The following is a 20,907-nucleotide window of genomic DNA, read 5'->3' on the forward strand; positions in this document are numbered from 1 at the left end:
CCCCTTATTGAAAACGTTCAGGGTATTAAATATCGGAGAGCAAGTGGTTTATTGCGACGCGACTAGTATGTTTCACTTCTTCCATCACCACATAAGTGCGGGTGTCGGAAACAGAAGGTAATTTGAGCAGCGTTTCGCCTAGTAGACGGCGGTAAGCTGACATATCAGAAACACGTGTCTTCAATAAGTAATCAAAGTCACCAGAAACCAGATGACACTCTTGAATATCATCTAACAGTTGCACAGCACGATTAAACTTATCAAATACTTCGGGAGTATCACGACTCAGTGTGATTTCCACGAATACCAGTAGGGATGCACCCAAGAAATGAGGATTCACCAAGGCGGTATAGCCATTGATATATCCCTGCTTTTCGAGTCGTTTCACTCTTTCTAAACACGGAGTGGGGCTTAATCCAACTCTTTTAGATAGTTCCACATTTGAAATGCGTCCATCAATTTGTAATTCATTAAGAATGTTGCGATCGATGCGATCCAAGTCTTTTACAGGACTCTTTTTATTATATGCCATTTATTTAACCTTGCTTTATCACTAAAACAACATTTTATTCTACGTATGTCAAAAGTTCAGCAGCATAAACTGCGTCGCCGATACTATACTAGATATCCCTGAATTAATCACGTTCAGGTCACGATAAAATAACAATTATGCCCATTAAAAGTGGGTTTTTCAGGCAATTGAGGCTCAAAAATGATTATTGGTGTACCAAAGGAAATTAAAAACCACGAGTATCGTGTCGGTATGGTTCCTTCAAGCGTTCGCGAATTGACCATCAAAGGTCATGAAGTGTTTGTTGAAACTAATGCCGGCACGGGAATTGGTTTTTCAGATCAGGATTATGTTGATGCAGGTGCCAAGATATTAGTAACTGCTGCTGAAGTCTTTGCTAAAGCAGAGATGATCGTAAAGGTAAAAGAGCCTCAAGCAGTTGAACGCGCTATGCTGCGTCATGACCAGATTTTATTCACTTATCTGCATTTAGCGCCAGATTTACCGCAAACAGAAGATTTAATTAAAAGTGGTGCAGTGTGTATCGCTTATGAAACTGTAACCGATGACCGTGGTGGCCTGCCCCTGCTTGCTCCTATGTCTGAAGTTGCTGGTCGCATGTCAATCCAAGCAGGCGCGATGGCATTAGAGAAATCCTCTGGTGGCCGTGGCATGTTACTTGGTGGCGTACCTGGTGTTGAGCCTGCTAAAGTTGTGATTATCGGTGGCGGCATGGTCGGTACTAATGCCGCACAGATGGCTGTGGGCATGGGCGCTGATGTTGTTGTACTTGACCGTAGTATCGATGCTCTGCGTCGCTTAAACGTGCAATTTGGTTCTGCAGTGAAAGCGGTTTACTCTACTGCCGATGCGATTGAGCGCCATGTATTAGAAGCCGACCTCGTGATTGGTGGCGTATTAATTCCTGGTGCTGCTGCACCTAAACTGGTGACTCGTAGCATGATTTCGCGCATGAAACCAGGCAGTGCTATCGTTGACGTGGCAATTGATCAAGGCGGTTGCGTTGAAACATCACATGCAACGACTCACCAAGACCCAACTTACATTGTCGATGACGTAGTGCATTACTGCGTGGCTAACATGCCAGGCGCAGTTGCCCGCACTTCAACTTTTGCACTGAATAATGCTACCCTGCCTTATATCCTCAAGTTAGCTAACTTAGGTTATAAAGCTGCTCTGTTACAAGACAAGCACTTACTCAACGGTTTGAACGTAATGCACGGCAAACTGGTTTGTAAAGAAGTGGCTCAAGCATTAAATCTTGAGTACACAGCACCAGCAAGTTTACTAGCCTAATCATATTAGAGCATAGGTCTTCACTGACCTACTCAGTTTTGTTCGGCCTCACTATGTTGAGGCCGATTTTTTTATGCTGATCGCAAATATCTTCACCCGTGCGGGTTTTAAGCCAAATTCTAAGTAAACTCAGGCTGACAATTTGCCTTCAGATTCGATTAGCATAATCTAAAAGAATCACCAAACAGCGCTTTACCCCTACAGGTAAATTCCCTACAATCCATGCAATTTGCTAAAGGCACGGAGAGAAAAATGAGCCAAGTCAGACACAGCAACCTATTGATTTTAGGTTCAGGTCCAGCAGGATACACGGCCGCAGTTTATGCTGCGCGCGCAAACTTAAAGCCTGTGATGATCACAGGTATGCAGCAAGGTGGTCAGTTAACGACCACGACTGAAGTTGAAAACTGGCCAGGTGATGCAGAAGACTTAACGGGTCCAGCATTAATGGAACGTATGCAAAAGCATGCGGAAAAGTTTGATACTGAAATCCTTTTCGACCATATCAATGAAGTGACGCTGACTGAGCGCCCTTTCCGTCTAAAAGGCGATAACAGTGAATACACTTGTGATGCGCTGATCATTGCGACAGGCGCCTCTGCCCGTTACTTAGGTCTTGAGTCAGAAGAAGCGTTCAAAGGACGCGGCGTATCCGCCTGTGCGACCTGTGATGGTTTCTTCTATCGCAATCAGAAAGTTGCAGTCATTGGTGGTGGTAACACAGCCGTTGAAGAAGCACTTTATTTGAGTAACATTGCCGCCGAAGTGCACTTAATTCATCGCCGCGACACCTTCCGCTCAGAGAAAATCCTTATCGACCGTTTAATGGATAAAGTAGCTAACGGCAACATTATCCTGCACCTAGACCAAACCATGGAAGAAGTGGTTGGTGATGCTATGGGGGTAACTGGCCTGAAAATGAAGAGCACCAAAGATGGCGCTATCACAGATCTGGCCGTTGCCGGTGTGTTTGTGGCCATTGGTCACAGCCCAAATACTGGGATTTTCGAAGGCCAGTTAGAAATGAACAACGGTTATCTGAAGGTGCAAAGCGGCCTTCAAGGTAACGCGACCCAAACCAGCATCGAAGGTGTATTTGCCGCAGGTGATGTGATGGACCAACATTACCGTCAAGCGATTACCTCTGCGGGTACTGGCTGTATGGCAGCATTAGATGCTGAGCGTTACTTAGACGCTAAAAAGTAACCTCGCAAAGCATCAATCGCATTTGAGTCTTAGCAAGATTGCTAACCGACTCTAAAAATAGCAGGCATTAGCCTGCTATTTTTTTCTGCATCTTGTAGCTTGGCACTGAAAGAACTAAAAATCGGCTACAAAAAAAGGGACCAAATGGTCCCCTCTTAAGTGCGACAAACTAATTGCTTAGTTTAACGCTTCTTTTGCTTTTTCAACTAAAGTTGCGAATACAACTTTGTCAAATACAGCGATGTCAGCCAAAATCTTACGATCGATTTCGATAGACGCCTTTTTCAGACCGTTGATGAAACGGCTGTAAGACAGACCATTTTGACGAGCTGCAGCATTAATACGTGCAATCCACAGTTGACGGAATTGACGTTTTTTCTGACGACGGTCACGGTAAGCATATTGACCAGCTTTAGTTACTGCCTGAACAGCAACGCGGTAAGTACGGCTACGAGCGCCATAATAACCTTTAGCTAATTTTAAAACTTTCTTGTGACGAGCACGTGCGGTTACACCACGCTTAACTCTTGGCATTTTCTAATCTCCTAAATTAAGCGTATGGTAATTGACGCGCGATTGCTGGAACGTCAACTTTGGCAACTAAACACTTGTTACGTAAGTGACGCTTACGCTTAGTGCTCTTCTTGGTCAGAATGTGACGTAAATGGGCTTGCTTGCGCTTGAAACCATTGGCGGTTTTCTTAAAACGCTTCGCTACACCTCTGTCGGTTTTCATTTTAGGCATTACTAAAACTCCGCATTGGGATGTTAAATAAAAAGCAAGGCGAGCGAAGGCATATAGCCTTCGCTACTTTTATAGGTTGCCCTACTTATTTCTTTTTAGGCGCTAGCACCATAATGGCTTGTCGACCTTCCATTTTCGGGAAGGATTCAACAATTGCATACTCATCCAAGTCTGTTTTGATACGGTTCAATAGATCCATACCTAGGTTTTGGTGAGCCATTTCGCGGCCTCGGAAACGCAGCGTAATTTTCGCTTTGTCCCCGTCTTCCAGAAAACGTATCAGGTTGCGTAGTTTTACCTGATAGTCGTTTTCGTCAGTTCCAGGACGGAATTTAATTTCCTTAACCTGAACCTGTTTTTGCTTCTTCTTTTGTTCCTTTTGAGCTTTCGCTTTATCAAATAGGAACTTACCGTAGTCCATAATGCGACATACTGGAGGTTCAGCGTTTGGACTAATTTCGACTAGGTCTACACCCGCTTCATCTGCCAAATTCTGAGCATCTCTGATGCTTACCACACCAATAGCTTCACCATCAATGCCAGTTAAGCGTACTTCTGGTACACCTGTGATTTCTTCATTGATTCTATTAGGGGCCGGCTGACGCCCTGCTGTTTTCTTGATCTTTATGACCTATTCCTCCAACAATTTGAGACTACGGAGCGAAATTTGTTGATGGATCTTGGCGGCGAAATCTTCGATTCGCATCTTACCTAAGTCAACTCCATCACGTGTACGCACCGCAACTTCCTTATTTTCCATTTCTTGATCGCCTACGACCAATAAATAAGGAACACGCCTTAAGGTGTGCTCGCGTATTTTAAAGCCTATTTTCTCATTCCTCAAGTCAAATGAGGCGCGAATACCTTGTTCTTTGAAGAATTTGACCACTTCTTCAACATAATCAGCCTGTTTGTCGGTGATATTCATCACGACAACTTGCATTGGGGCCAACCAAGTTGGGAAACGACCTGCGTATTCTTCAATCAAAATCCCTAAGAAACGTTCCAACGAGCCTAAAATCGCCCGATGGATCATAACCGGTGTTTGACGGCTGTTATCTTCGGCAACATAAGTTGCACCTAAACGGCTCGGTAATGCGTAGTCTAATTGCACTGTACCGCACTGCCATGCACGGTCTAGACAGTCGTGCAATGTGAACTCAATCTTAGGACCGTAGAAGGCACCTTCACCCGGTAGGATAGTGAATTCGATATTGTTCGCACGTAAGGCTTGTTTTAAGGCCTCTTCGGCTCTATCCCACATTGCATCATCACCGATACGTTTTTCAGGGCGAGTCGACAGTTTTACTACGATGTTTTCGAAGCCAAATGTTGAGTAAGTGTCGTATACCATTTGGATACAAGAGCTTACTTCTGCTTGAACTTGATCTTCAGTACAGAAGATATGGGCATCGTCTTGAGTAAAACCACGTACGCGCATCAAACCGTGCAGTGAACCTGATGGCTCATTGCGGTGACAGCAACCAAATTCCGCCATACGCAGTGGCAAATCACGGTAAGATTTCAACCCTTGGTTGAAGATCTGTACGTGGCCTGGGCAGTTCATTGGCTTAACCGCGTATTCACGGTTTTCACTGCTGGTTGTGAACATGGCTTCTGAGTACTTATCCCAGTGACCAGAACGTTCCCACAGTACGCGGTCCATCATCAACGGACCTTTCACTTCTTGGTAAGTGTATTGATTTAACTTACGGCGAATGAAACGTTCTAATTCGAGGAAAATGCTCCAACCATCGTTATGCCAGAACACCATGCCTGGTGCTTCTTCTTGCATATGGTAGAGGTCGAGTTGCTTACCAATCTTACGGTGGTCACGTTTAGCCGCTTCTTCAAGACGGGCTAAATGGGTGCTCAGGGCTTTTTTATCCGCCCATGCAGTACCGTAAATACGTTGCAGCATCTTATTTTCAGAGTTACCGCGCCAGTAAGCGCCGGCAATGCTCATCAATTTGAAATGGTGACAGAAACGCATGTTTGGCACGTGAGGACCACGGCACATGTCGGTGTATTCTTCGTGGTGATACAGCGCTGGAGTCGCATCTTTGCTGATGTTCTCATCCAGAATCGCGATCTTGTATTCTTCACCGCGGGCGGCGAAGGTATCACGGGCTTCTTGCCAGCTCACAACACGTTTGACTACGTCGTAATTGGTTTTCGCCAGTTCAAGCATACGTTTTTCGAGGGCTTCGATATCTTCTTGAGTCAGCTTGTGCTCAAGATCGATGTCGTAGTAGAAGCCGTTATCGATCACAGGACCGATCGCCATCTTGGTTTGTGGCCATAATTGCTTGATTGCATGGCCTAATAAATGCGCGCAAGAATGGCGAAGGATTTCAATACCTTCTTCGTCTTTAGCGGTAATAATAGAAAGTTCAGCATCGGTTTCGATTAGATCGCAAGCGTCTTTGAGCTCGCCATTCACGCGACCAGCGATACAGGCTTTAGCAAGACCAGGGCCGATATCAGCGGCAACATCGAGAGTCGATACGGGATGTGCAAACTCGCGTTTGCTACCATCAGGAAGTGTAATTACAGGCATGAAATATCCTTGTCCAGTGGTGACCCACACGTAGGGCCACATGGTGATTAAGTAAAAAGAGAATGCTCGCGAGGTTAAGACAGTACAGGAGTCTTAGCCGCCTTGCGTAGCAGGACAATTATTCTACGGGATAGCCTTTAAGGCGCGCAAGTTAAATGGGCAAATTGCGGGCTATACTTCCCAAATCCATTCATGGATTACTGCCAATTCGATAAGATTGCCGTCAATTCATTATATTGCAGTCAATCGTTCACGTAGCAGTCATCTAACACTCCTACTCTATACGCGTTAATTGAAAGCGGAATTCTTTGATATTTACTTCAACGAATACTGCCCTGACAAATCATTGCATTTTATGAAACAAACGGAGTTGTTATGTTCACGAGTATCTTATTGGCCGTCGCAATTAACCCTATGACGCAGAACCCAATGCCACTGACACTGACACAACCTGCAGCGCGAACGGTTCAAAGCCAAGCGGTGCAATTCGACGCAATTGGATTACAGGCGGATATCCACGCCGAGCTTTTACAACAAATACAACAGCTGTCGCAAGCCATAAGCAACAATATTGAGGAAGGAGTATTAGCGACTGCACCTGTGGAGCTTATTACGGTAAAGGATTGAGTTTGCAATGATTATGCTGTGGTTCTTAATCTCTTAAATGCACATAGGCGTATGAGTTGAATGTGTAAAACACAGACCGGATCAGAAAAATCTAGCTATGGCGATTTTGATACCGACTTTATCTAAGTTGTTACGGTACATTCTTGTATACTCAAATAAAGCCTGTGTTTCGGCTTAGCGACAAGTGTCATCCCTAGCATTCGTTAGAGAGGAGTTGCGCCATGAGGATCATGAATAAAGTGATTGCCTGCCCCCACTGCGGACACCATCAACATATTAGTATTGATGCCAGCAGCGGCGATCAGGATTATTACGATGACTGCCGAATTTGTTGTAATCCCATCCATCTGCGTTTACATGTGGATGATGCCCGCCGAACCATAGAGTTATATATTGACTCGGACGACGAGCAAATTTACTAGGCATGTAGCTTAAGATTGGCCGCTAAAACGTTTGGCCAGCACGCGCTCGACAGTGTCGACGATGGCTTGGGTTTGGCTGTCAATTTCGATATTTAACTCATCTCCAACCTGACATTGGCCTAAATTGGTCAATTTGAGGGTTTCTGGGATCAAGTGCAGCATAAAACTGCTCTCGGTCACCTCGCCTACCGTTAAGCTGCAACCGTTTACCCCGACAAAGCCTTTATAAAGGATATAGTTCATCCATTTTGGCTCGACGCTTAAAGTCAGATCATAGTGCTGCTCGGTGTGACTAATGTGACTGACTTTTGCCTTAGTATGTATGTGTCCCGATAGGATATGGCCGCCGATTTCACTGCCGAAAGTCAAAGAGCGCTCGATGTTGACGCGCTGCCCTACGGTCAAATTAGCAAGGTTTGTCAGCCTTAAGGTCTCTTCCACTACATCGAAAAATACCCTATCATCAACGACCTGAGTCACAGTAAGACATACCCCGTTATTTGCCACACTTGCCCCAATTGCAAGTCCCTCACGCAAATCAGGTTTAAACGCTACCTCAAGGGTATTTAGGCCATCTTTCTTATGTATTGCAACCACCTCGCAGGTGGCTTGAACTATACCAGTAAACATTTTTTGCTCGCTTATTCGTTAAAGGCTGTATTTATGAATCATTCAGGCTTTCAGGCCAAACGCTTAATTCAACTCGCACTCCCAGTGTTGATCGCCCAAGTGACACAAACCATGATGGGGTTTATCGATACTGTAATGGCAGGTCGAGTCAGCGCTGTTGATATGGCCGCCGTGGCCGTGGGAACCAGTCTGTGGTTACCCGCTATCTTATTCGTTCAAGGGCTATTGATGGCCTTTACTCCGTTATTTGCCCATTACAATGGTGCAAATAATCAACAAGCCATTCAACCACTGGCGTTTCAAGGCGCCTATTTAGCCTTGATTGGTGGTCTTGGCGTGATGGCGTTTCTCGCATCCGCCCCATTCGTGCTCAGCCATATGGATTTAGAGCCACAATTGTACAACTTAACCATAGGATATATCGACGGTATTTTATGGGGCGCGCCCGCATTTGTGCTATATCAGGTATTGCGAGGGTGCAGCGAGGGGATTTCTTATACATTGCCGACCATGATCATCGGTTTTGTGGGATTAGCGGTGAATATTCCGGCGAACTATATCTTTATCTATGGTCATTTCGGTATACCAGCCATGGGCGGTGCCGGTTGTGGTGTGGCGACCGCACTAGTGTTTTGGGCCATGTTGATTGCCATGACAATTTATATGCAGTTTCATAAAAAGTTTGCAGCATTGGCACCCTTTAGCCAATTCCATCGTCCCGATTTTGCCACCATGAAGAAAATGACCAAGCTCGGAATGCCGATCGCAATGGCGCTTTTCTTTGAGGTGAGTCTATTTGCAATTATTGCCCTGCTATTAGCGCCTTTAGGTGCAACTGTGGTGGCAAGCCATCAGATAGCGTTGAACTTCTCAGCCATAGTGTTTATGTTGCCACTCTCAATTGGTATTGCTGTCTCGATTCGTATTGGTTATTACCTTGGGCGCGATCGTGCGGATATTTCTGCCGTGGTGGCTAAGGTCGGATTGTGGTTGGCGCTTTCATTAGCCTTATCAACGGCGATTCTAACGGTACTATTCCGATTCCAAATCGCCGAACTGTATAACAGCGACCCTGAAGTTGTGGTACTTGCGGGCAGTTTGATGCTGATGGCCGCGCTGTATCAATTGTCTGACTCTGTTCAAGTTGTCGCTGCTGGCGCCTTGCGTGGATATAAAGATACCCGCAGTGCGTTTTATATCACGCTATTTTCCTATTGGGGCATAGGCATGACATTGGGCTATACCTTGGCGTATACCGATTTTATCGTGCCGGCCATGGGCGCCCATGGTTTTTGGACGGGATTGATTGCAGGTCTCACCTCGGCGGCGCTGCTGTTCTTCATTCGCCTACGTTATATTCAAAAGCATGGCGTCCATTTAAGTTTGATTGAAGGCGATAGCATACATCACTAATGTGATGGAAAATTAAATGTAACGGCGAGCATTAGGCTCGCCGTTTTGTTTATGCAAGTGATTTAACTCGGATTAGAGTCTAAGCTGCCGTTTTATCAGTAACTTTGCTGAAACACTGGACAAGTTGCACAGCAATTCACCATTTGGCAATAAAATTCGTTTTTTTGCTTGCCAGCCTTTCGCTATCCCCCTAATATAGCGCTCGTTCCGAAGCGCAACACTGATGTGGCTTCCGATACAATTTCTATAATGCACCCGTAGCTCAGTTGGTTAGAGCACTACCTTGACATGGTAGGGGTCGGTGGTTCGAGTCCACTCGGGTGTACCACTCTATTCAAAGAGTATAAATTTTGAAATTCAAACAGTGCACCCGTAGCTCAGTTGGTTAGAGCACTACCTTGACATGGTAGGGGTCGGTGGTTCGAGTCCACTCGGGTGTACCATTTCTTGCTCTAACTCCCTATAAACCCTCAATTTATTATAATCATCCATCAAGATGCTTAATTTTTATTTGTGCCTAAGATAAAATCTTCGTGCCTGTTCTAGGTTTTTCCTAAAACATTCAAACATGCACTCCCCCTCTACTCTGCCTAATTACACCTCAATTGCTTAATCCACATTTACCGCTGTTCCCCACAATTCGCCGTTTTTCTAAATTTATGCCCATTTCGTGCCAATGTTGGCACAAGACGTTTTTATGATTTTGACACTGACACCATCCTTGTTGGCACGCCGACTTGGCTTGCAATTATCTTGCCCGCACTACAACTGTATTAGCAAACAAGCAAGTAACTAGTGAAATTCAAATATTAATTGTGTGGGCATAGCGAAAGTTAAGAGTCTAGCTTATATATCTAATGAAGGAAAAAAACCTACATCAGGCTTTATCACTGAATTTAAACATAGTCATCATTGTCGGAGTTTAAATGCGTAATCTAAAGATTGTTCATCTGTTACTTGGCGCTTTTGCGATTCCCATCATTGCTATTCTTGGACTAACTTTGCTGGCGATTAATCAAATGCAAATTATCAATGATCAGTCCACGGAGATATCAAATAATTGGTTGCCGTCAGTTCGCACAGTCGAACGACTGAATGGCCAAACGGCAGATCTTAGAGTATTAGAATCCCGTCATATTCTCTCGTTGGATGATGATCAGATGCGGGATACCGAGCGTGAACTTGAGAAAACAAAAACGCATATTGATGAATCTATCCGCACCTACCAACAATTGATCAGTGGCAATGAAGAACGGAACATCTTCAATGATTTTCAGAGCTTATATGAACAATATTTGGTCGTTCAACAGCAGCTTCTAAACTTGTCACGGGCAAATAAAAACGAGGATGCCAAACAACTGCTATTGACTGAATCACTGGATGCTTACAACGAATACTCGGATTTATTGCTGAAATTATCCGATATCAATACTAAAGGTGCGCAAGCTGCGAGCAACTATGGTGATGTAATTTACGATGAATCGATCAAAATAATGGTATCCATCTTAGTCATTGTTTCACTGTTGGTGTTAGTAACCTCTATTATTATCTCAAAGTTTATTATTACTTCTATTCAAACCGTGCAGAATTTCATGGCCAAGTTGGCTAATGGTGATCTTTCCGATCGCATTACCGATATTGGCAATAACGAATTGGGTATCTTAGCTCGGGGGTGCAATGATACTGCCGATAAAATCTCTGAAATGACGGAGCAATTGATTACCGTTGCCGACAATACCGCGACTTCAGCCGAAATACTCGCCTCAACCATGAATCAAGTTGAGCATAATTCCCAGCAAATGTTAGTGCAGGTAGAACAAATCGCGACAGCACTTAATGAAATGTCCAGTACGGCACTCGAAGTGAGTAAAAATGCGACAGAAGCGGAAACCAGTGCCGGAGAGGCGATGGGAAATGTCTCTGTAGGAAACAAATCACTTGGTGAGTCAGATAATATTTCAGCAAAAATAGGCGCAGCGATTCGAGATTCAGGCACCATAGTCAATCAATTGAAAGACTATTCGATTGAAATTGGCTCTGTCATCGAGGTTATTACCAGTATTTCCGAACAAACCAACCTACTGGCGCTAAATGCGGCTATTGAAGCTGCAAGGGCTGGAGAAGCGGGTCGAGGTTTTGCTGTAGTCGCTGATGAGGTTCGTTCACTTGCGGCTAAAACTCAGCAATCAACTATTGATATTCAAGAGATTATTTCAAAGTTACAGTCGCAGGCGGAAAAGGCCGACCATTATATGAAGGCAAATACCAGTTTATTGGATGAGTCTCAAATGGTATCGGAAAAAGTGCGTAATGCTTTCCATGGCATTTCAACCTCTGTTAATGCCATTTCTAATGTGAATACTGTGGTCGCCACCGCCTCTAGTGAACAATCAAGCGTGACCGAAGATATTTCCAGAAATATCTCTGCAACGGTAGAAATGGTCGATCAAAACGTGGTTGGGATAGGTAGCGCTAGTAAGGCTTGTCATGATGTGTTATCCGAAGCCAGTAAACAAAAGCAGCTACTTGCCTTCTTCAAAACTAAACGTGGTTATTGATTAGTTGCTAAATTCAAATAGTGGACAGATTGTAAGACTTAATAGATACCACAACTTTATCAATACTTTAGATTAATCGCGGATTAGCCATTTACTCCTATAGGATAAACATAGAGCGGCTGTCACTGTTGAGGCACAGTGCCAGCGCCCCTAAAAAAAGGATCAATTGATTAGTTCAAACTCTCCGCTTGTTCTTCCCATGTCATTCGCTTGCGATAAATCGTCGATGGGCTGATATCCAGCAGTGCGGCAGCTTTAGGAACATTACCATCGCACAGGGCTATAGCCCCTTCTATCGTTTGTTTTTCAATTAGCCATAGTGGTTGGATCCGCTGTTGCTCTGCGTTATGTGTGTGCACCTCTTGAGTGGGCCCTGGCGATAATTCGCAGGCCGTGGCTTGAACGGGTTTATCAATATTTATCCTAGTTTGCGGCTGCGCTTTGGTTTCAGTCTGTATCTTGGTTTGATGTGCTAACTGCTTAAGCGGGACTGGGAACATACTCGGCTCGACAAGGTTTGCGTCATTCAACACCACAATTTGGCGAATAATATTTTGTAGTTGCCGCACATTTCCAGGCCAATCATAGGCTTGCAAGATGGCTGCTGCCTGAGGATTAAAGTCGATAAACTTTTTACCTTCTTCTTTGCTGTAGGTTTTTAATAATTGTTTGGCCAGCAAGAGCACATCATTCCCCCGTGCGCGCAGGGGCGGCAGTTCGATAGGAATAACATGCAGGCGATAAAACAAATCCTCACGGAAATGCCCAAGTTTGACTTCTTCCCAGGGCTCGCGATTGGTCGCACTGATAAAACGAATATCTACATGCTCCTCTTTAGTGCCCCCCACACGTTGAAAGGTCCCTGTTTGGATAAACCGCAGTAATTTGCTCTGCAGTTCTAAATCCATTTCGCAGATTTCGTCGAGGAACAAGGTGCCACCGTCGGCTCGGGTCGCCGCGCCATCTCGGTTGCTGTGGGCGCCGGTAAATGCGCCCTTACAGTGGCCAAAAATTTCGCTTTCAATCAGTTCTTTCGGGATTGATGCGCAGTTTAAGGCGATAAAAGGCTTGGCGGCGCGATTACCCACTTGGTGAATGGCCTGAGCGCAGACTTCTTTACCCGTGCCACTCTCCCCCATAATGAAAACAGATGCCTTACTGTTGGCAACGCAATCAATGGTTTTGTACACACTCTGCATCGCCAGCGAGTCGCCGATAAACCCTTGGTAATGACCTTTTGGTAAGCTGTTTTCATACTGAGTCACAAGCTCGAGTAATTGTTTTTGTTTAAGAGCATTACGCACCGTTATCGATAGTCGCTTGGCATCGAAGGGTTTAACTAAGAAATCGAACGCCCCTGAGCGCATCGCATCGATGGCAATATCGATGCTGCCGTGGGCGGTGATCATAATGGTGCTGATATGGGGATGGCTCTGCTGCACTTGCTTAAGAATGTCGAGACCCGACATATCCGGCAGCTTAATATCGAGAATTAACAGATCGGGCTGCCAGTTCGACAATTCCTTTAGGGCATCCGCGCCGTAATGCACATGGGTTACGTTAATGTCCTCCGCGCGTAAATACTCCGTATAGAGCGCACCGAGTGACATACTGTCTTCAACCAATAATGCTGAATAATTCATAGCTATCCCTATTGAATAAATCGTTCCGTTAATAGGCTGTGAGTCTGTTTTCCGAGGACATCAATCTGTGCCATCAGCTCGGGAATGGCACCGAGCTGTTGCTGACGGGCACAGGCTTCTAATTTCTGAGCTAGTAAGAACAGCGCCGTCGCCCCAAAACTGCCTGAACTGCTTTTTAGAGTGTGCGCTTGATCTTCAATCTCGTCCACTTGCGTCGATTCGAGTTCGCTTAACTGATTAAGCCGCTGCGCCAATTCATCGCAGAAGATCGTCATCATGTTCGCTAAACTTTCTTTACCTAAGGTTTGTTCAAGCTCCGCTAAGAGTTGTTCATCCAGTAAACTCGCTGTATTTTCAGCGGGTTTATGTGAGCTTGGTAAACTGACAACGGCACTGGGCAACCACTTTTGAATGGCATGCAGTAAGGTCTTTTGTTTGACGGGTTTAGCGATAAAGTCCTTCATCCCGACTTGATAGCAATGCTCTATTTCTTCTTTCATCACATTGGCCGACATCGCCAGAATAACTTGCTCAGGCTGATTTTGCAGGATGACCTCAGTGGCCTCGAGTCCATCCATCTCGGGCATACGCACATCCATCAAGACGAGATCAAAGGGCTTTTCGGCGACCAACTTAACCGCTTCAAGCCCATTGCAGGCATAAGTGACATCAAAACCTGCCTTGGTGAGCATGGTTCCGGCAATAATTTGGTTCGCGGGGCTGTCTTCGGCGAGGAGGATATGGCCTTGGAATTTCTCTTGGGCCACATATTCCTTTTCAAACTCATTCGCCAGCGCATCTTTACTCAAGAGTGCTAACTGCATGGCGCGGCTTAGGGGCTTATTGACGACTTGATCTAACCCTAACGTGGCGAGCGAATGGGTTATTTCGGTACTCATACCCGATACCAAGGCAACCATAGAACCATCGGCCGTTAAATGCACTTGCCTTAAGCGATAGACATCCTGTTCGTTTACATCCAAAAAGAAGCCTTCGTCGAGCAAAATCAGGTTGAATTGTCCTTTTATTTTTTTCGCCCGTTTGATTGATGACCAGTCCATCACTTCAACCGTCTCTACTCCGTATTGCGAATATTGTTTCGAGACGAGCGATAGCCAAGTTGCATCATGGTGGGCAAGCAGAACCCGAGAATGGGCGGGGAAATAATGACTGTGGAAGAAATTCCCCTCAAGCAATTGCAAAGACACATAAAAAGTAAAGCGACAGCCCTGACCAAGCTCACTTTGCAGCTCGATCGTGCCGCCCATCATAGTGATAAGCTCGCTACAGATGGCCAGACCTAGGCCTGTACCCTTGTAGTTTGTGTTATGGGTATCGTGTACTTGGCTAAATTCTTTGAATAGTTTGCTTTGCGCCTCCGCAGAGATACCAATACCTGAGTCAGTGACACGACAATAGAGTTGCACCTCGGTTTGATGATTGTCCGGGAGCCACATCTCCACTGTGATGGTGCCAGATGTAGTGAACTTAATCGCATTATCAACCAAATTATGTAGCACTTGCCGTAAGCGCTGCTGATCGCCGACCACGGTTCTTGGTACATTTCGATTCACAAAACTGACCAGCTCTAAGCCTTTATCGAAGGCTTTTGGCTCGAGAATTTGCAGCACTTGAGCGACCAGTTTATCCGGCTCAAATTCATGGGACTCGAGCACCATCTGCCCGGCTTCAATCTTCGAAAAGTCCAAGATATCGTTAATGGTATGCAGCAAAGCACTGCCCGCTTCCCGCGCGATATTGGCGTGAATGCGTTGATCTTTGCTTAAGGATGAGTCGAGCAACAATTCCACCCCGCCTAAAATTGCGTTCAGCGGTGAGCGGATCTCATGGCTCATGGTGGCTAAGAAACGCGATTTCACCTTACTGCCCTGCTCGGCTTGTTCCTTTGCCTGCTGTAGTTTTTGCTCGTTGGCTTTGCGCTCAGAAATATCCCGCAAAAATGCCGTAAACAGCACTTCATCCCCGAGTTGGATCGGTACCACCTCAAGCTCGATGGGGATTAGATTTCCCGCCTTGCAGCGCGCGAGTAATTCGACCCGTTTATTGAGAATATGGCCTTTCCCCGTTTTCCGATAACGCGCCATCCCCTGTTGGTGCCCATGATGTTTGTCTTCGGGGATAATTAAATCCTCCAATAAGGTGCCGACCGCCTCCTCGCGGCTATAACCAAACAGCCTGGTGGCCGCGAGGTTAAATTCAATGACTTTGCCCGACATATCGATGGTAATTAAACAATCTTGGCTCGCCGCTAAGGTGGCAAGCAGCACTGACTCGGTTTTCGCTGCGGCGATTTCTTTGCGTTTCGCTTCGGATAAGTCTTTGACTAAACCGATAAACATCGCCCGATTGTCGATGCTCATTTGCGACACGGATAAAGCGATGGGAAATAGTTGGCCGTCCTTACGTTGCGCCGTTAACTCGCGGCTGGTGCCGATGATTTTGGCAACATGGGTCGTGAAGTACTGCTGAATGTAACCATCGTGCAATGGCCTTTGGTCGAACGGCATAAAAATCGATACATTCTGGCCAATCAGTTCATTATGGGCATAACCAAAGAGTCTACTGACGGCGGGGTTGATGTCGGTAATAATGCCGAATTCATTGATGATCACAAAGCCATCGACCGCCGACTCAAGAATGGTATTGAGACGGATATTTGCCGCCTCTAATGCCTTAGTCCTAGCATCGACTTTATCGACCATGTTGTTAAAGGCGCGGGTCATCTGAGCGATTTCATCCTTGCCTTTGACAGGCACCCTCACCCCAATCTCGCCCGCGAGAATGCGTTTAGAAGCACTGGTTAGTTGAGTTAAGTTACGGGTGAGGTAATGCCCAAGCAGCAATGAAAACAAGGCCACCAGCAACATTTCAACCCCAGCTATCGAGAGGATTTGTTGTGTCACAGTATTAACCAGATTATCAAGGCTCTGGGTCTCAAACCCCATGTTCACTTTGCCAAACAGATAGCCATTCACTTCAATCGGATATTCGAGATCGAAGATCCCATCTTTGACTTGATCCAGATGTTTATCCGCTTGATGCGAAACCTGAATGTATTTATCGGCGCCGCCATAAGCCAAAATGCGGCTCTGATCTGACACAGTTACATACAAGACTTCGCTGTGGCTTAACAGCTCTTGAATTAACGAATGTAATGTCGCCAGATCGTTACTGATCACCGCATCCTGCGCCGCCACAGAGAACAGCGTTAATGTGGTTTCGGCCCGTTTTTCAATTTGCGACTGATTAGACAACTTAAGGTAGTTAATGCTGGTATACACCAGCAAAAACAGTAGTAAACCTTCGATTAAGGCGATCCCTAAAATTGTTTTCAGTCTAAACGACACACTATTTCTTCCCGAGCGGTTTGGTTAAGGAGCCGAGTTTGAGCGAGCGGACATCATCCCAATCCTGATCTTCTGCCGCGGTAAACGCTGAAAAATCGACCGATTCTAATAGGGCTTTGCCCTGCGCCGTCGTCGAGAGTGCCATTAACCGCTCGAGTAACATTTGACGCTGCGCCGTCGAGACTCGTGGATGAGTTGCAATAGCATGGGGCGTATAGGTCGGCGTTTGCCACAATACCGTTAATTGCTGTTTTTGCGCCTCACTCAGATTGTTAAAGGTACGCTGCACTCCGCCACCCGCCTCAACCAAACCTTGGATCACAGCCAAGTACACAGAGTCATGGGATCCGACATACTTTACCTTCACATTGATATTGTCCTGCTGTAAATGCGCTCTCGGTAAGACGCTGGCAGCGAATGCGGCAGGCGCCGGAAATGCCAAGGTTTGGCCCTCTAACTGAGCTAATGACTTGATGGGCGAATCCCTACGGACAACAAGGAGTCCTTTGAGCTTTTTATCCTTTTCTCGTGCGAGTGCCTGATATCCAGGATGATCATGGAACACCACATAATGATACGGATTCATATAGGCAATATCGTATTGTCCATCCTTCAACCGTTGCTCAAAGGTGGGAATGTCGGGTGCCGTTGCAAATTGCAATTGGTAATTTGCATTTTCGGACAAGGCGGCGAGGATCGGAGGCCATAACTTAGCGAGTTGAATAGCGGGTTGCTGGGGAACCACACCAAAGATCAGCGTGGGTTTTGCGGCTTTTACCGTAGAATTATCTTGAGCATAAATTGGAAAAATCCAACTAATCACAAAGACTATCAAACTGATAAATTGCCATTTTAGCGCCTTCTTGGCTGTCGTCATCGGGAATAATGTAGAAAACTTATCCATGCTAAATGTCCTTTTCTTAATGATATGCAGGCAACATTGGGAGCATCAACATACAGCGCCCTTAAACGTTATGAGCAACCCCTATGCCATAAAAAATACCACCAATAAAAACAATCACCTTGGGGAACATTGCACAAAAGATAAACTCAATATGGATGAGGGTTTTGCATTTTGCAACAAGTTGGCAAAAATCAGTCTAATGACCTAAGTTTTTCACTTTTGATTAAAGTATCAAACTAATTTAGTTAGCTTTTTTTATATGGGCATAGCTCTTGCTAACGAGGAATATTCCCTTTGCAGGAGCCTAACTATGCCGCTCTCTTCGCTTTCATCGATGCAAGCCGTTGCCTTATCTGTGCTGGTCGTTGAGGACACAGATTGTGAGCGCTTTTATATCACTCACCTGCTTAGGCAATTTGGCTGGTTGGTGGAGAGTCGCAGTAACGGTAAGGCTGCATTAGATTATTTACTGCAGAATGAAGTACATATCTTACTCAGCGATTGGCGTATGCCCGAGATGAGCGGTATCGAGCTTTGTCAAATTGTTAAAAATCATCATCTCCCCCCCTTTGTGATCCTCTTAACGGCCAATAATCAAACAGTCGATATTGTGCTAGGTATCGAAGCGGGTGCGGATGATTTTATCTGTAAACCATTTCTGCCTGAACTGTTAAAAGTGCGAATGTTAGCCGCGATGCGTATCGTGCAACTACAACATAATTTGAGTCGCAACAATCAGTTATTGCAACAAGGACTTGCTAAAGAATCCGCCTTGCTCAGTACCTTAAAACAGGACTTGTATTCAGCTGCTAAGGTGCAGCGAGAATTGCTACCCCGCAGTAAAACGCTGCCGCGGGGTTGGCAGTTACACCATGAGTTTTTGCCGGCGAATTATCTGGCGGGCGATCTCTATCAATGTTTCGACTTAGGCGACGATCAACTGGGTTTTTATTTGATTGATGCAGCAGGCCATGGCGTCACTGCCGCGCTGCAAAGTGTCAGTCTTGCCCAACGTTTATCGCTGGAACGTACCGATTGGAGTGGGTTATCACCACAAGAAATAGTTAATCAACTTAACCGCGAGCTTAGCGATCCAGACAATACAGGACGCTTTGTGACCCTGTTACTCGGCAAGATCAATACGCTGACGGGTGAACTAAGGCTGTGCAGCGCTGGGCACCCCGCGCCTTTACTGCTCACCGAGACTGGCTGCGAGCCCTTGCCCCTCGACACTGAGTTACCTCTTGGGATCCATGGCGCCGTGCAGTACCAAGATCAGCTAGTCACCCTCTTGCCTGGCAGTCGCTTGTTGTTATTTTCCGATGGTACCTATGAGTGCCAACACCCCAAGTTCGGTTTTTTCGGCCAAGCGCGTTTGCAAACCCTGTGTACGAAAGCCAACAACTTGAGCGATGAAGCCTTGCTGCATCATTTGAGCCATGCCTTACAACTCTGGCAAGGCGGCACAACTCAAGATGATATTTCGATGATGTTAATTACCTACCCGTCAGCCAACTATGCCAATACGGCTTTGGAGGCATTATGAACAGCTTGCAGTTTAACCTCACCCATGAGCAATGGAGTCAACAGCCTTTCTGCTCCGAATTAGAGCAGTTTATGCTGATGCAAAATGTACATGAACGCCAACGATTTAAAGTCATTACCTGCATACTCGAGGCGGTCAGTAATGTGATAAATCACACCGAAGATTCCCGTGAGCCCATCGTATTGATTGTTCACTGTAATCATGACCGGATTATCGTCGATTTACTGGACCGCTCGCCCGTGGTGCCAAAGGTTTCCTTCGACCAATGTCCGGACCAACTGAGCGAGCATGGTAAAGGCTTATGGATCATGTATAACTGGATGGATGCGGTGCGGTTTCAGACCACAGTGCTCGGCTCACATCTGAGGTTAACCTTACTGCGTCATCACTAAAGATCATTTCCATCGTACCTAGCGGCGGGAATTTCCACCGCTAGGTTTCGTTTCTTGCTCGCAGTGCTTTCCAATTGCAAATTGCAATGCATTTTCAAACCTAGCTCTATCCTTAAGGCTGCATCAAGCTAACTAATTGATTTTGTTAATTAGAAATATTGGCCTGATTAATGCCTATCTGTTACTGCGGTTTCAATATTAACTGGCAGCCAGAGGTGATTATCATGAAATTCTTCCCACTCGAAAAATACAACGCGAGCCTAGTGATATTTCCTACAGAGATGATGATGGCCAATACGTCCACCCACAGGGCCGCGCTATTACGCCATATGGAGCAGAACACCAACCGCTTAATCATCAATCTTGAACAAGTGAAATACATCGACTCTAGTGGCTTGTCGGTACTGATCTCCGCCCTTAAACGGGCACAGCAGCATGATGGTGAAATATTGCTTTTGTCTCCTTCGGCCCATGTGCGCGCCTTGATTGAACTGACGCGCTTACATCAGATTTTCAGCATTTATGAAAATCAAGATGCTGCCATTGCGCATTTTAGTTGCCACTAGCGCATCGCACAGGGTTTAGCTAAGAGGGAGTGACATTATGGAAAGGTTAACACTCAGCCATTTGGGCCATATCGCAGGTAAATGCCATTTATCCTTGCCACAAGTGACTACAGGCGTCACTATCTGCATGTTAACGGCTTGTGTCACTCCCACATCACAGCAACACCTCTGCCTGCAACAGGCCGGAGAATATTGTCACTACTTTGGACCACAAACCTCGTATCTGCGTCAGGCAGATCAACAACTATTAACGGCGCAGTCAGAGAATATCAGGTTAAATCCAAGCGAGCCGCAAACAATTGGCACAACCTTCACTGGCAAGGCCGCCCTCGATACGCAGCTCTCCGTTGGCGATAAATTGCGTGTAGGAGTCCTTAGGCGAGGATTTTAGTGCCGATGTGGAAATTGATGCCAACGGGCAAATCTATCTACCCTATCTGCCGCCTATCAATGCGCAGGGATTAAATATCGCTGCGTATCAGCCAAACCCTAATAAGTG

Annotated in this window: 19 protein-coding genes and 2 tRNA genes; 12 read left to right on the forward strand and 9 right to left on the reverse strand. The window is 45.8% G+C overall.

Features of this window, described 5'->3' with window-relative positions; genetic code table 11:
* Window positions 1-25 precede the first annotated feature (25 nt).
* On the reverse strand, window positions 26-532 hold the full coding sequence (gene lrp / locus ACK5NH_RS02025) for a leucine-responsive transcriptional regulator Lrp (protein ID WP_007647640.1): 507 nt from the start codon (window positions 530-532) through the stop codon (window positions 26-28).
* A gap of 180 nt (window positions 533-712) precedes the next feature.
* Here lrp and ald point away from each other — a divergent pair, with 180 nt between their 5' ends.
* Together ald and trxB are read left to right on the forward strand one after the other, a co-directional pair.
* On the forward strand, window positions 713-1,828 hold the full coding sequence (gene ald / locus ACK5NH_RS02030) for an alanine dehydrogenase (RefSeq protein ID WP_416917578.1): 1,116 nt from the start codon (window positions 713-715) through the stop codon (window positions 1,826-1,828).
* A 252-nt stretch (window positions 1,829-2,080) separates the two neighbouring features.
* A complete protein-coding gene (gene trxB, locus ACK5NH_RS02035) occupies window positions 2,081-3,034 on the forward strand; it encodes a thioredoxin-disulfide reductase (RefSeq protein WP_416917579.1) in 954 nt (317 codons plus the stop codon).
* A 177-nt stretch (window positions 3,035-3,211) separates the two neighbouring features.
* On the opposite strand, the gene rplT is transcribed toward trxB, so the two are convergent.
* The 4 genes from rplT to thrS all read right to left on the reverse strand — a co-directional run bounded on the left by rplT (window position 3,212) and on the right by thrS (window position 6,339).
* On the reverse strand, window positions 3,212-3,568 hold the full coding sequence (rplT, locus tag ACK5NH_RS02040; RefSeq protein WP_006081652.1) for a 50S ribosomal protein L20: 357 nt from the start codon (window positions 3,566-3,568) through the stop codon (window positions 3,212-3,214).
* Between the two features lie 16 nt (window positions 3,569-3,584).
* The gene (gene rpmI / locus ACK5NH_RS02045; protein WP_011072303.1) at window positions 3,585-3,779 is read right to left on the reverse strand and encodes a 50S ribosomal protein L35; all 195 of its coding nucleotides are present in this window, start codon (window positions 3,777-3,779) and stop codon (window positions 3,585-3,587) included.
* A gap of 85 nt (window positions 3,780-3,864) precedes the next feature.
* The gene (infC, locus tag ACK5NH_RS02050) at window positions 3,865-4,407 is read right to left on the reverse strand and encodes a translation initiation factor IF-3 (protein WP_083757895.1); all 543 of its coding nucleotides are present in this window, start codon (window positions 4,405-4,407) and stop codon (window positions 3,865-3,867) included.
* Between the two features lie 3 nt (window positions 4,408-4,410).
* Window positions 4,411-6,339, reverse strand: coding sequence for a threonine--tRNA ligase (thrS, locus tag ACK5NH_RS02055; protein ID WP_011622724.1), 1,929 nt, complete (start codon window positions 6,337-6,339; stop codon window positions 4,411-4,413).
* Window positions 6,340-6,714: 375 nt separating this feature from the next.
* Here thrS and ACK5NH_RS02060 point away from each other — a divergent pair, with 375 nt between their 5' ends.
* Window positions 6,715-6,966, forward strand: a complete 252-nt coding sequence (locus tag ACK5NH_RS02060) for a hypothetical protein (protein WP_416917580.1) — start codon at window positions 6,715-6,717, stop codon at window positions 6,964-6,966.
* A 221-nt stretch (window positions 6,967-7,187) separates the two neighbouring features.
* On the forward strand, window positions 7,188-7,388 hold the full coding sequence (locus tag ACK5NH_RS02065; RefSeq protein ID WP_011622722.1) for a CPXCG motif-containing cysteine-rich protein: 201 nt from the start codon (window positions 7,188-7,190) through the stop codon (window positions 7,386-7,388).
* 9 nt (window positions 7,389-7,397) lie between these two features.
* Here the strand turns inward: ACK5NH_RS02065 and ACK5NH_RS02070 are convergent, their stop codons facing one another.
* Window positions 7,398-8,018 carry a riboflavin synthase subunit alpha gene (locus tag ACK5NH_RS02070; protein ID WP_416917581.1) on the reverse strand — a complete coding sequence of 207 codons (621 nt, stop codon included), beginning with the start codon at window positions 8,016-8,018 and terminating at the stop codon, window positions 7,398-7,400.
* Window positions 8,019-8,051: 33 nt separating this feature from the next.
* Between ACK5NH_RS02070 and ACK5NH_RS02075 the strand changes: the two genes are divergently transcribed.
* From ACK5NH_RS02075 to ACK5NH_RS02090, 4 genes are all read left to right on the forward strand, one after another.
* Window positions 8,052-9,431: an MATE family efflux transporter gene (locus ACK5NH_RS02075; RefSeq protein WP_416917582.1), complete on the forward strand. Its 1,380-nt coding sequence runs from the start codon at window positions 8,052-8,054 to the stop codon at window positions 9,429-9,431.
* Window positions 9,432-9,682: 251 nt separating this feature from the next.
* A tRNA-Val gene (locus ACK5NH_RS02080) sits at window positions 9,683-9,759 on the forward strand.
* Window positions 9,760-9,797: 38 nt separating this feature from the next.
* A tRNA-Val gene (locus tag ACK5NH_RS02085) sits at window positions 9,798-9,874 on the forward strand.
* Window positions 9,875-10,357: 483 nt separating this feature from the next.
* Window positions 10,358-11,989 (forward strand): methyl-accepting chemotaxis protein, encoded by a 1,632-nt coding sequence (locus ACK5NH_RS02090; RefSeq protein WP_416917583.1) that lies wholly within the window; start codon window positions 10,358-10,360, stop codon window positions 11,987-11,989.
* A gap of 170 nt (window positions 11,990-12,159) precedes the next feature.
* Here the strand turns inward: ACK5NH_RS02090 and ACK5NH_RS02095 are convergent, their stop codons facing one another.
* The 3 genes from ACK5NH_RS02095 to ACK5NH_RS02105 are packed head-to-tail and all read right to left on the reverse strand — an operon-like array spanning window position 12,160 to window position 17,904.
* Window positions 12,160-13,632, reverse strand: a complete 1,473-nt coding sequence (locus ACK5NH_RS02095; RefSeq protein WP_416917584.1) for a sigma-54-dependent transcriptional regulator — start codon at window positions 13,630-13,632, stop codon at window positions 12,160-12,162.
* A gap of 8 nt (window positions 13,633-13,640) precedes the next feature.
* Window positions 13,641-17,000, reverse strand: coding sequence for a PAS domain S-box protein (locus tag ACK5NH_RS02100; protein ID WP_416917585.1), 3,360 nt, complete (start codon window positions 16,998-17,000; stop codon window positions 13,641-13,643).
* A 1-nt stretch (window position 17,001) separates the two neighbouring features.
* Window positions 17,002-17,904, reverse strand: a complete 903-nt coding sequence (locus tag ACK5NH_RS02105) for a phosphate/phosphite/phosphonate ABC transporter substrate-binding protein (RefSeq protein WP_416917586.1) — start codon at window positions 17,902-17,904, stop codon at window positions 17,002-17,004.
* A gap of 310 nt (window positions 17,905-18,214) precedes the next feature.
* On the opposite strand from ACK5NH_RS02105, the gene ACK5NH_RS02110 reads away from it, so the two are divergent.
* From ACK5NH_RS02110 to ACK5NH_RS02125, 4 genes are all read left to right on the forward strand, one after another.
* Window positions 18,215-19,450, forward strand: a complete 1,236-nt coding sequence (locus tag ACK5NH_RS02110; RefSeq protein WP_416917587.1) for a PP2C family protein-serine/threonine phosphatase — start codon at window positions 18,215-18,217, stop codon at window positions 19,448-19,450.
* Window positions 19,447-19,842: an ATP-binding protein gene (locus ACK5NH_RS02115; protein ID WP_416917588.1), complete on the forward strand. Its 396-nt coding sequence runs from the start codon at window positions 19,447-19,449 to the stop codon at window positions 19,840-19,842. Before ACK5NH_RS02110 ends, ACK5NH_RS02115 begins: the two co-directional genes overlap by 4 nt.
* 224 nt (window positions 19,843-20,066) lie before the next feature.
* Window positions 20,067-20,408 (forward strand): STAS domain-containing protein, encoded by a 342-nt coding sequence (locus ACK5NH_RS02120; RefSeq protein ID WP_416917589.1) that lies wholly within the window; start codon window positions 20,067-20,069, stop codon window positions 20,406-20,408.
* A 37-nt stretch (window positions 20,409-20,445) separates the two neighbouring features.
* On the forward strand, window positions 20,446-20,799 hold the full coding sequence (locus ACK5NH_RS02125; protein WP_416917590.1) for a hypothetical protein: 354 nt from the start codon (window positions 20,446-20,448) through the stop codon (window positions 20,797-20,799).
* The last annotated feature ends 108 nt before the right edge of the window (window positions 20,800-20,907 follow it).

The organism is Shewanella sp., from assembly GCF_047975355.1.
GTDB lineage: Bacteria > Pseudomonadota > Gammaproteobacteria > Enterobacterales > Shewanellaceae > Shewanella.

Coding starts and splice junctions, on each gene's coding strand:
- lrp (WP_007647640.1), bottom strand. CDS start 532: ATGGCATATAATAAAAAGAGTCCTGTAAAAGACTTGGATCGCATCGAT.
- ald (WP_416917578.1), top strand. CDS start 713: ATGATTATTGGTGTACCAAAGGAAATTAAAAACCACGAGTATCGTGTC.
- trxB (WP_416917579.1), top strand. CDS start 2,081: ATGAGCCAAGTCAGACACAGCAACCTATTGATTTTAGGTTCAGGTCCA.
- rplT (WP_006081652.1), bottom strand. CDS start 3,568: ATGCCAAGAGTTAAGCGTGGTGTAACCGCACGTGCTCGTCACAAGAAA.
- rpmI (WP_011072303.1), bottom strand. CDS start 3,779: ATGCCTAAAATGAAAACCGACAGAGGTGTAGCGAAGCGTTTTAAGAAA.
- thrS (WP_011622724.1), bottom strand. CDS start 6,339: ATGCCTGTAATTACACTTCCTGATGGTAGCAAACGCGAGTTTGCACAT.
- ACK5NH_RS02060 (WP_416917580.1), top strand. CDS start 6,715: ATGTTCACGAGTATCTTATTGGCCGTCGCAATTAACCCTATGACGCAG.
- ACK5NH_RS02065 (WP_011622722.1), top strand. CDS start 7,188: ATGAGGATCATGAATAAAGTGATTGCCTGCCCCCACTGCGGACACCAT.
- ACK5NH_RS02070 (WP_416917581.1), bottom strand. CDS start 8,018: ATGTTTACTGGTATAGTTCAAGCCACCTGCGAGGTGGTTGCAATACAT.
- ACK5NH_RS02075 (WP_416917582.1), top strand. CDS start 8,052: ATGAATCATTCAGGCTTTCAGGCCAAACGCTTAATTCAACTCGCACTC.
- ACK5NH_RS02090 (WP_416917583.1), top strand. CDS start 10,358: ATGCGTAATCTAAAGATTGTTCATCTGTTACTTGGCGCTTTTGCGATT.
- ACK5NH_RS02095 (WP_416917584.1), bottom strand. CDS start 13,632: ATGAATTATTCAGCATTATTGGTTGAAGACAGTATGTCACTCGGTGCG.
- ACK5NH_RS02105 (WP_416917586.1), bottom strand. CDS start 17,904: ATGGATAAGTTTTCTACATTATTCCCGATGACGACAGCCAAGAAGGCG.
- ACK5NH_RS02110 (WP_416917587.1), top strand. CDS start 18,215: ATGCCGCTCTCTTCGCTTTCATCGATGCAAGCCGTTGCCTTATCTGTG.
- ACK5NH_RS02115 (WP_416917588.1), top strand. CDS start 19,447: ATGAACAGCTTGCAGTTTAACCTCACCCATGAGCAATGGAGTCAACAG.
- ACK5NH_RS02120 (WP_416917589.1), top strand. CDS start 20,067: ATGAAATTCTTCCCACTCGAAAAATACAACGCGAGCCTAGTGATATTT.
- ACK5NH_RS02125 (WP_416917590.1), top strand. CDS start 20,446: ATGGAAAGGTTAACACTCAGCCATTTGGGCCATATCGCAGGTAAATGC.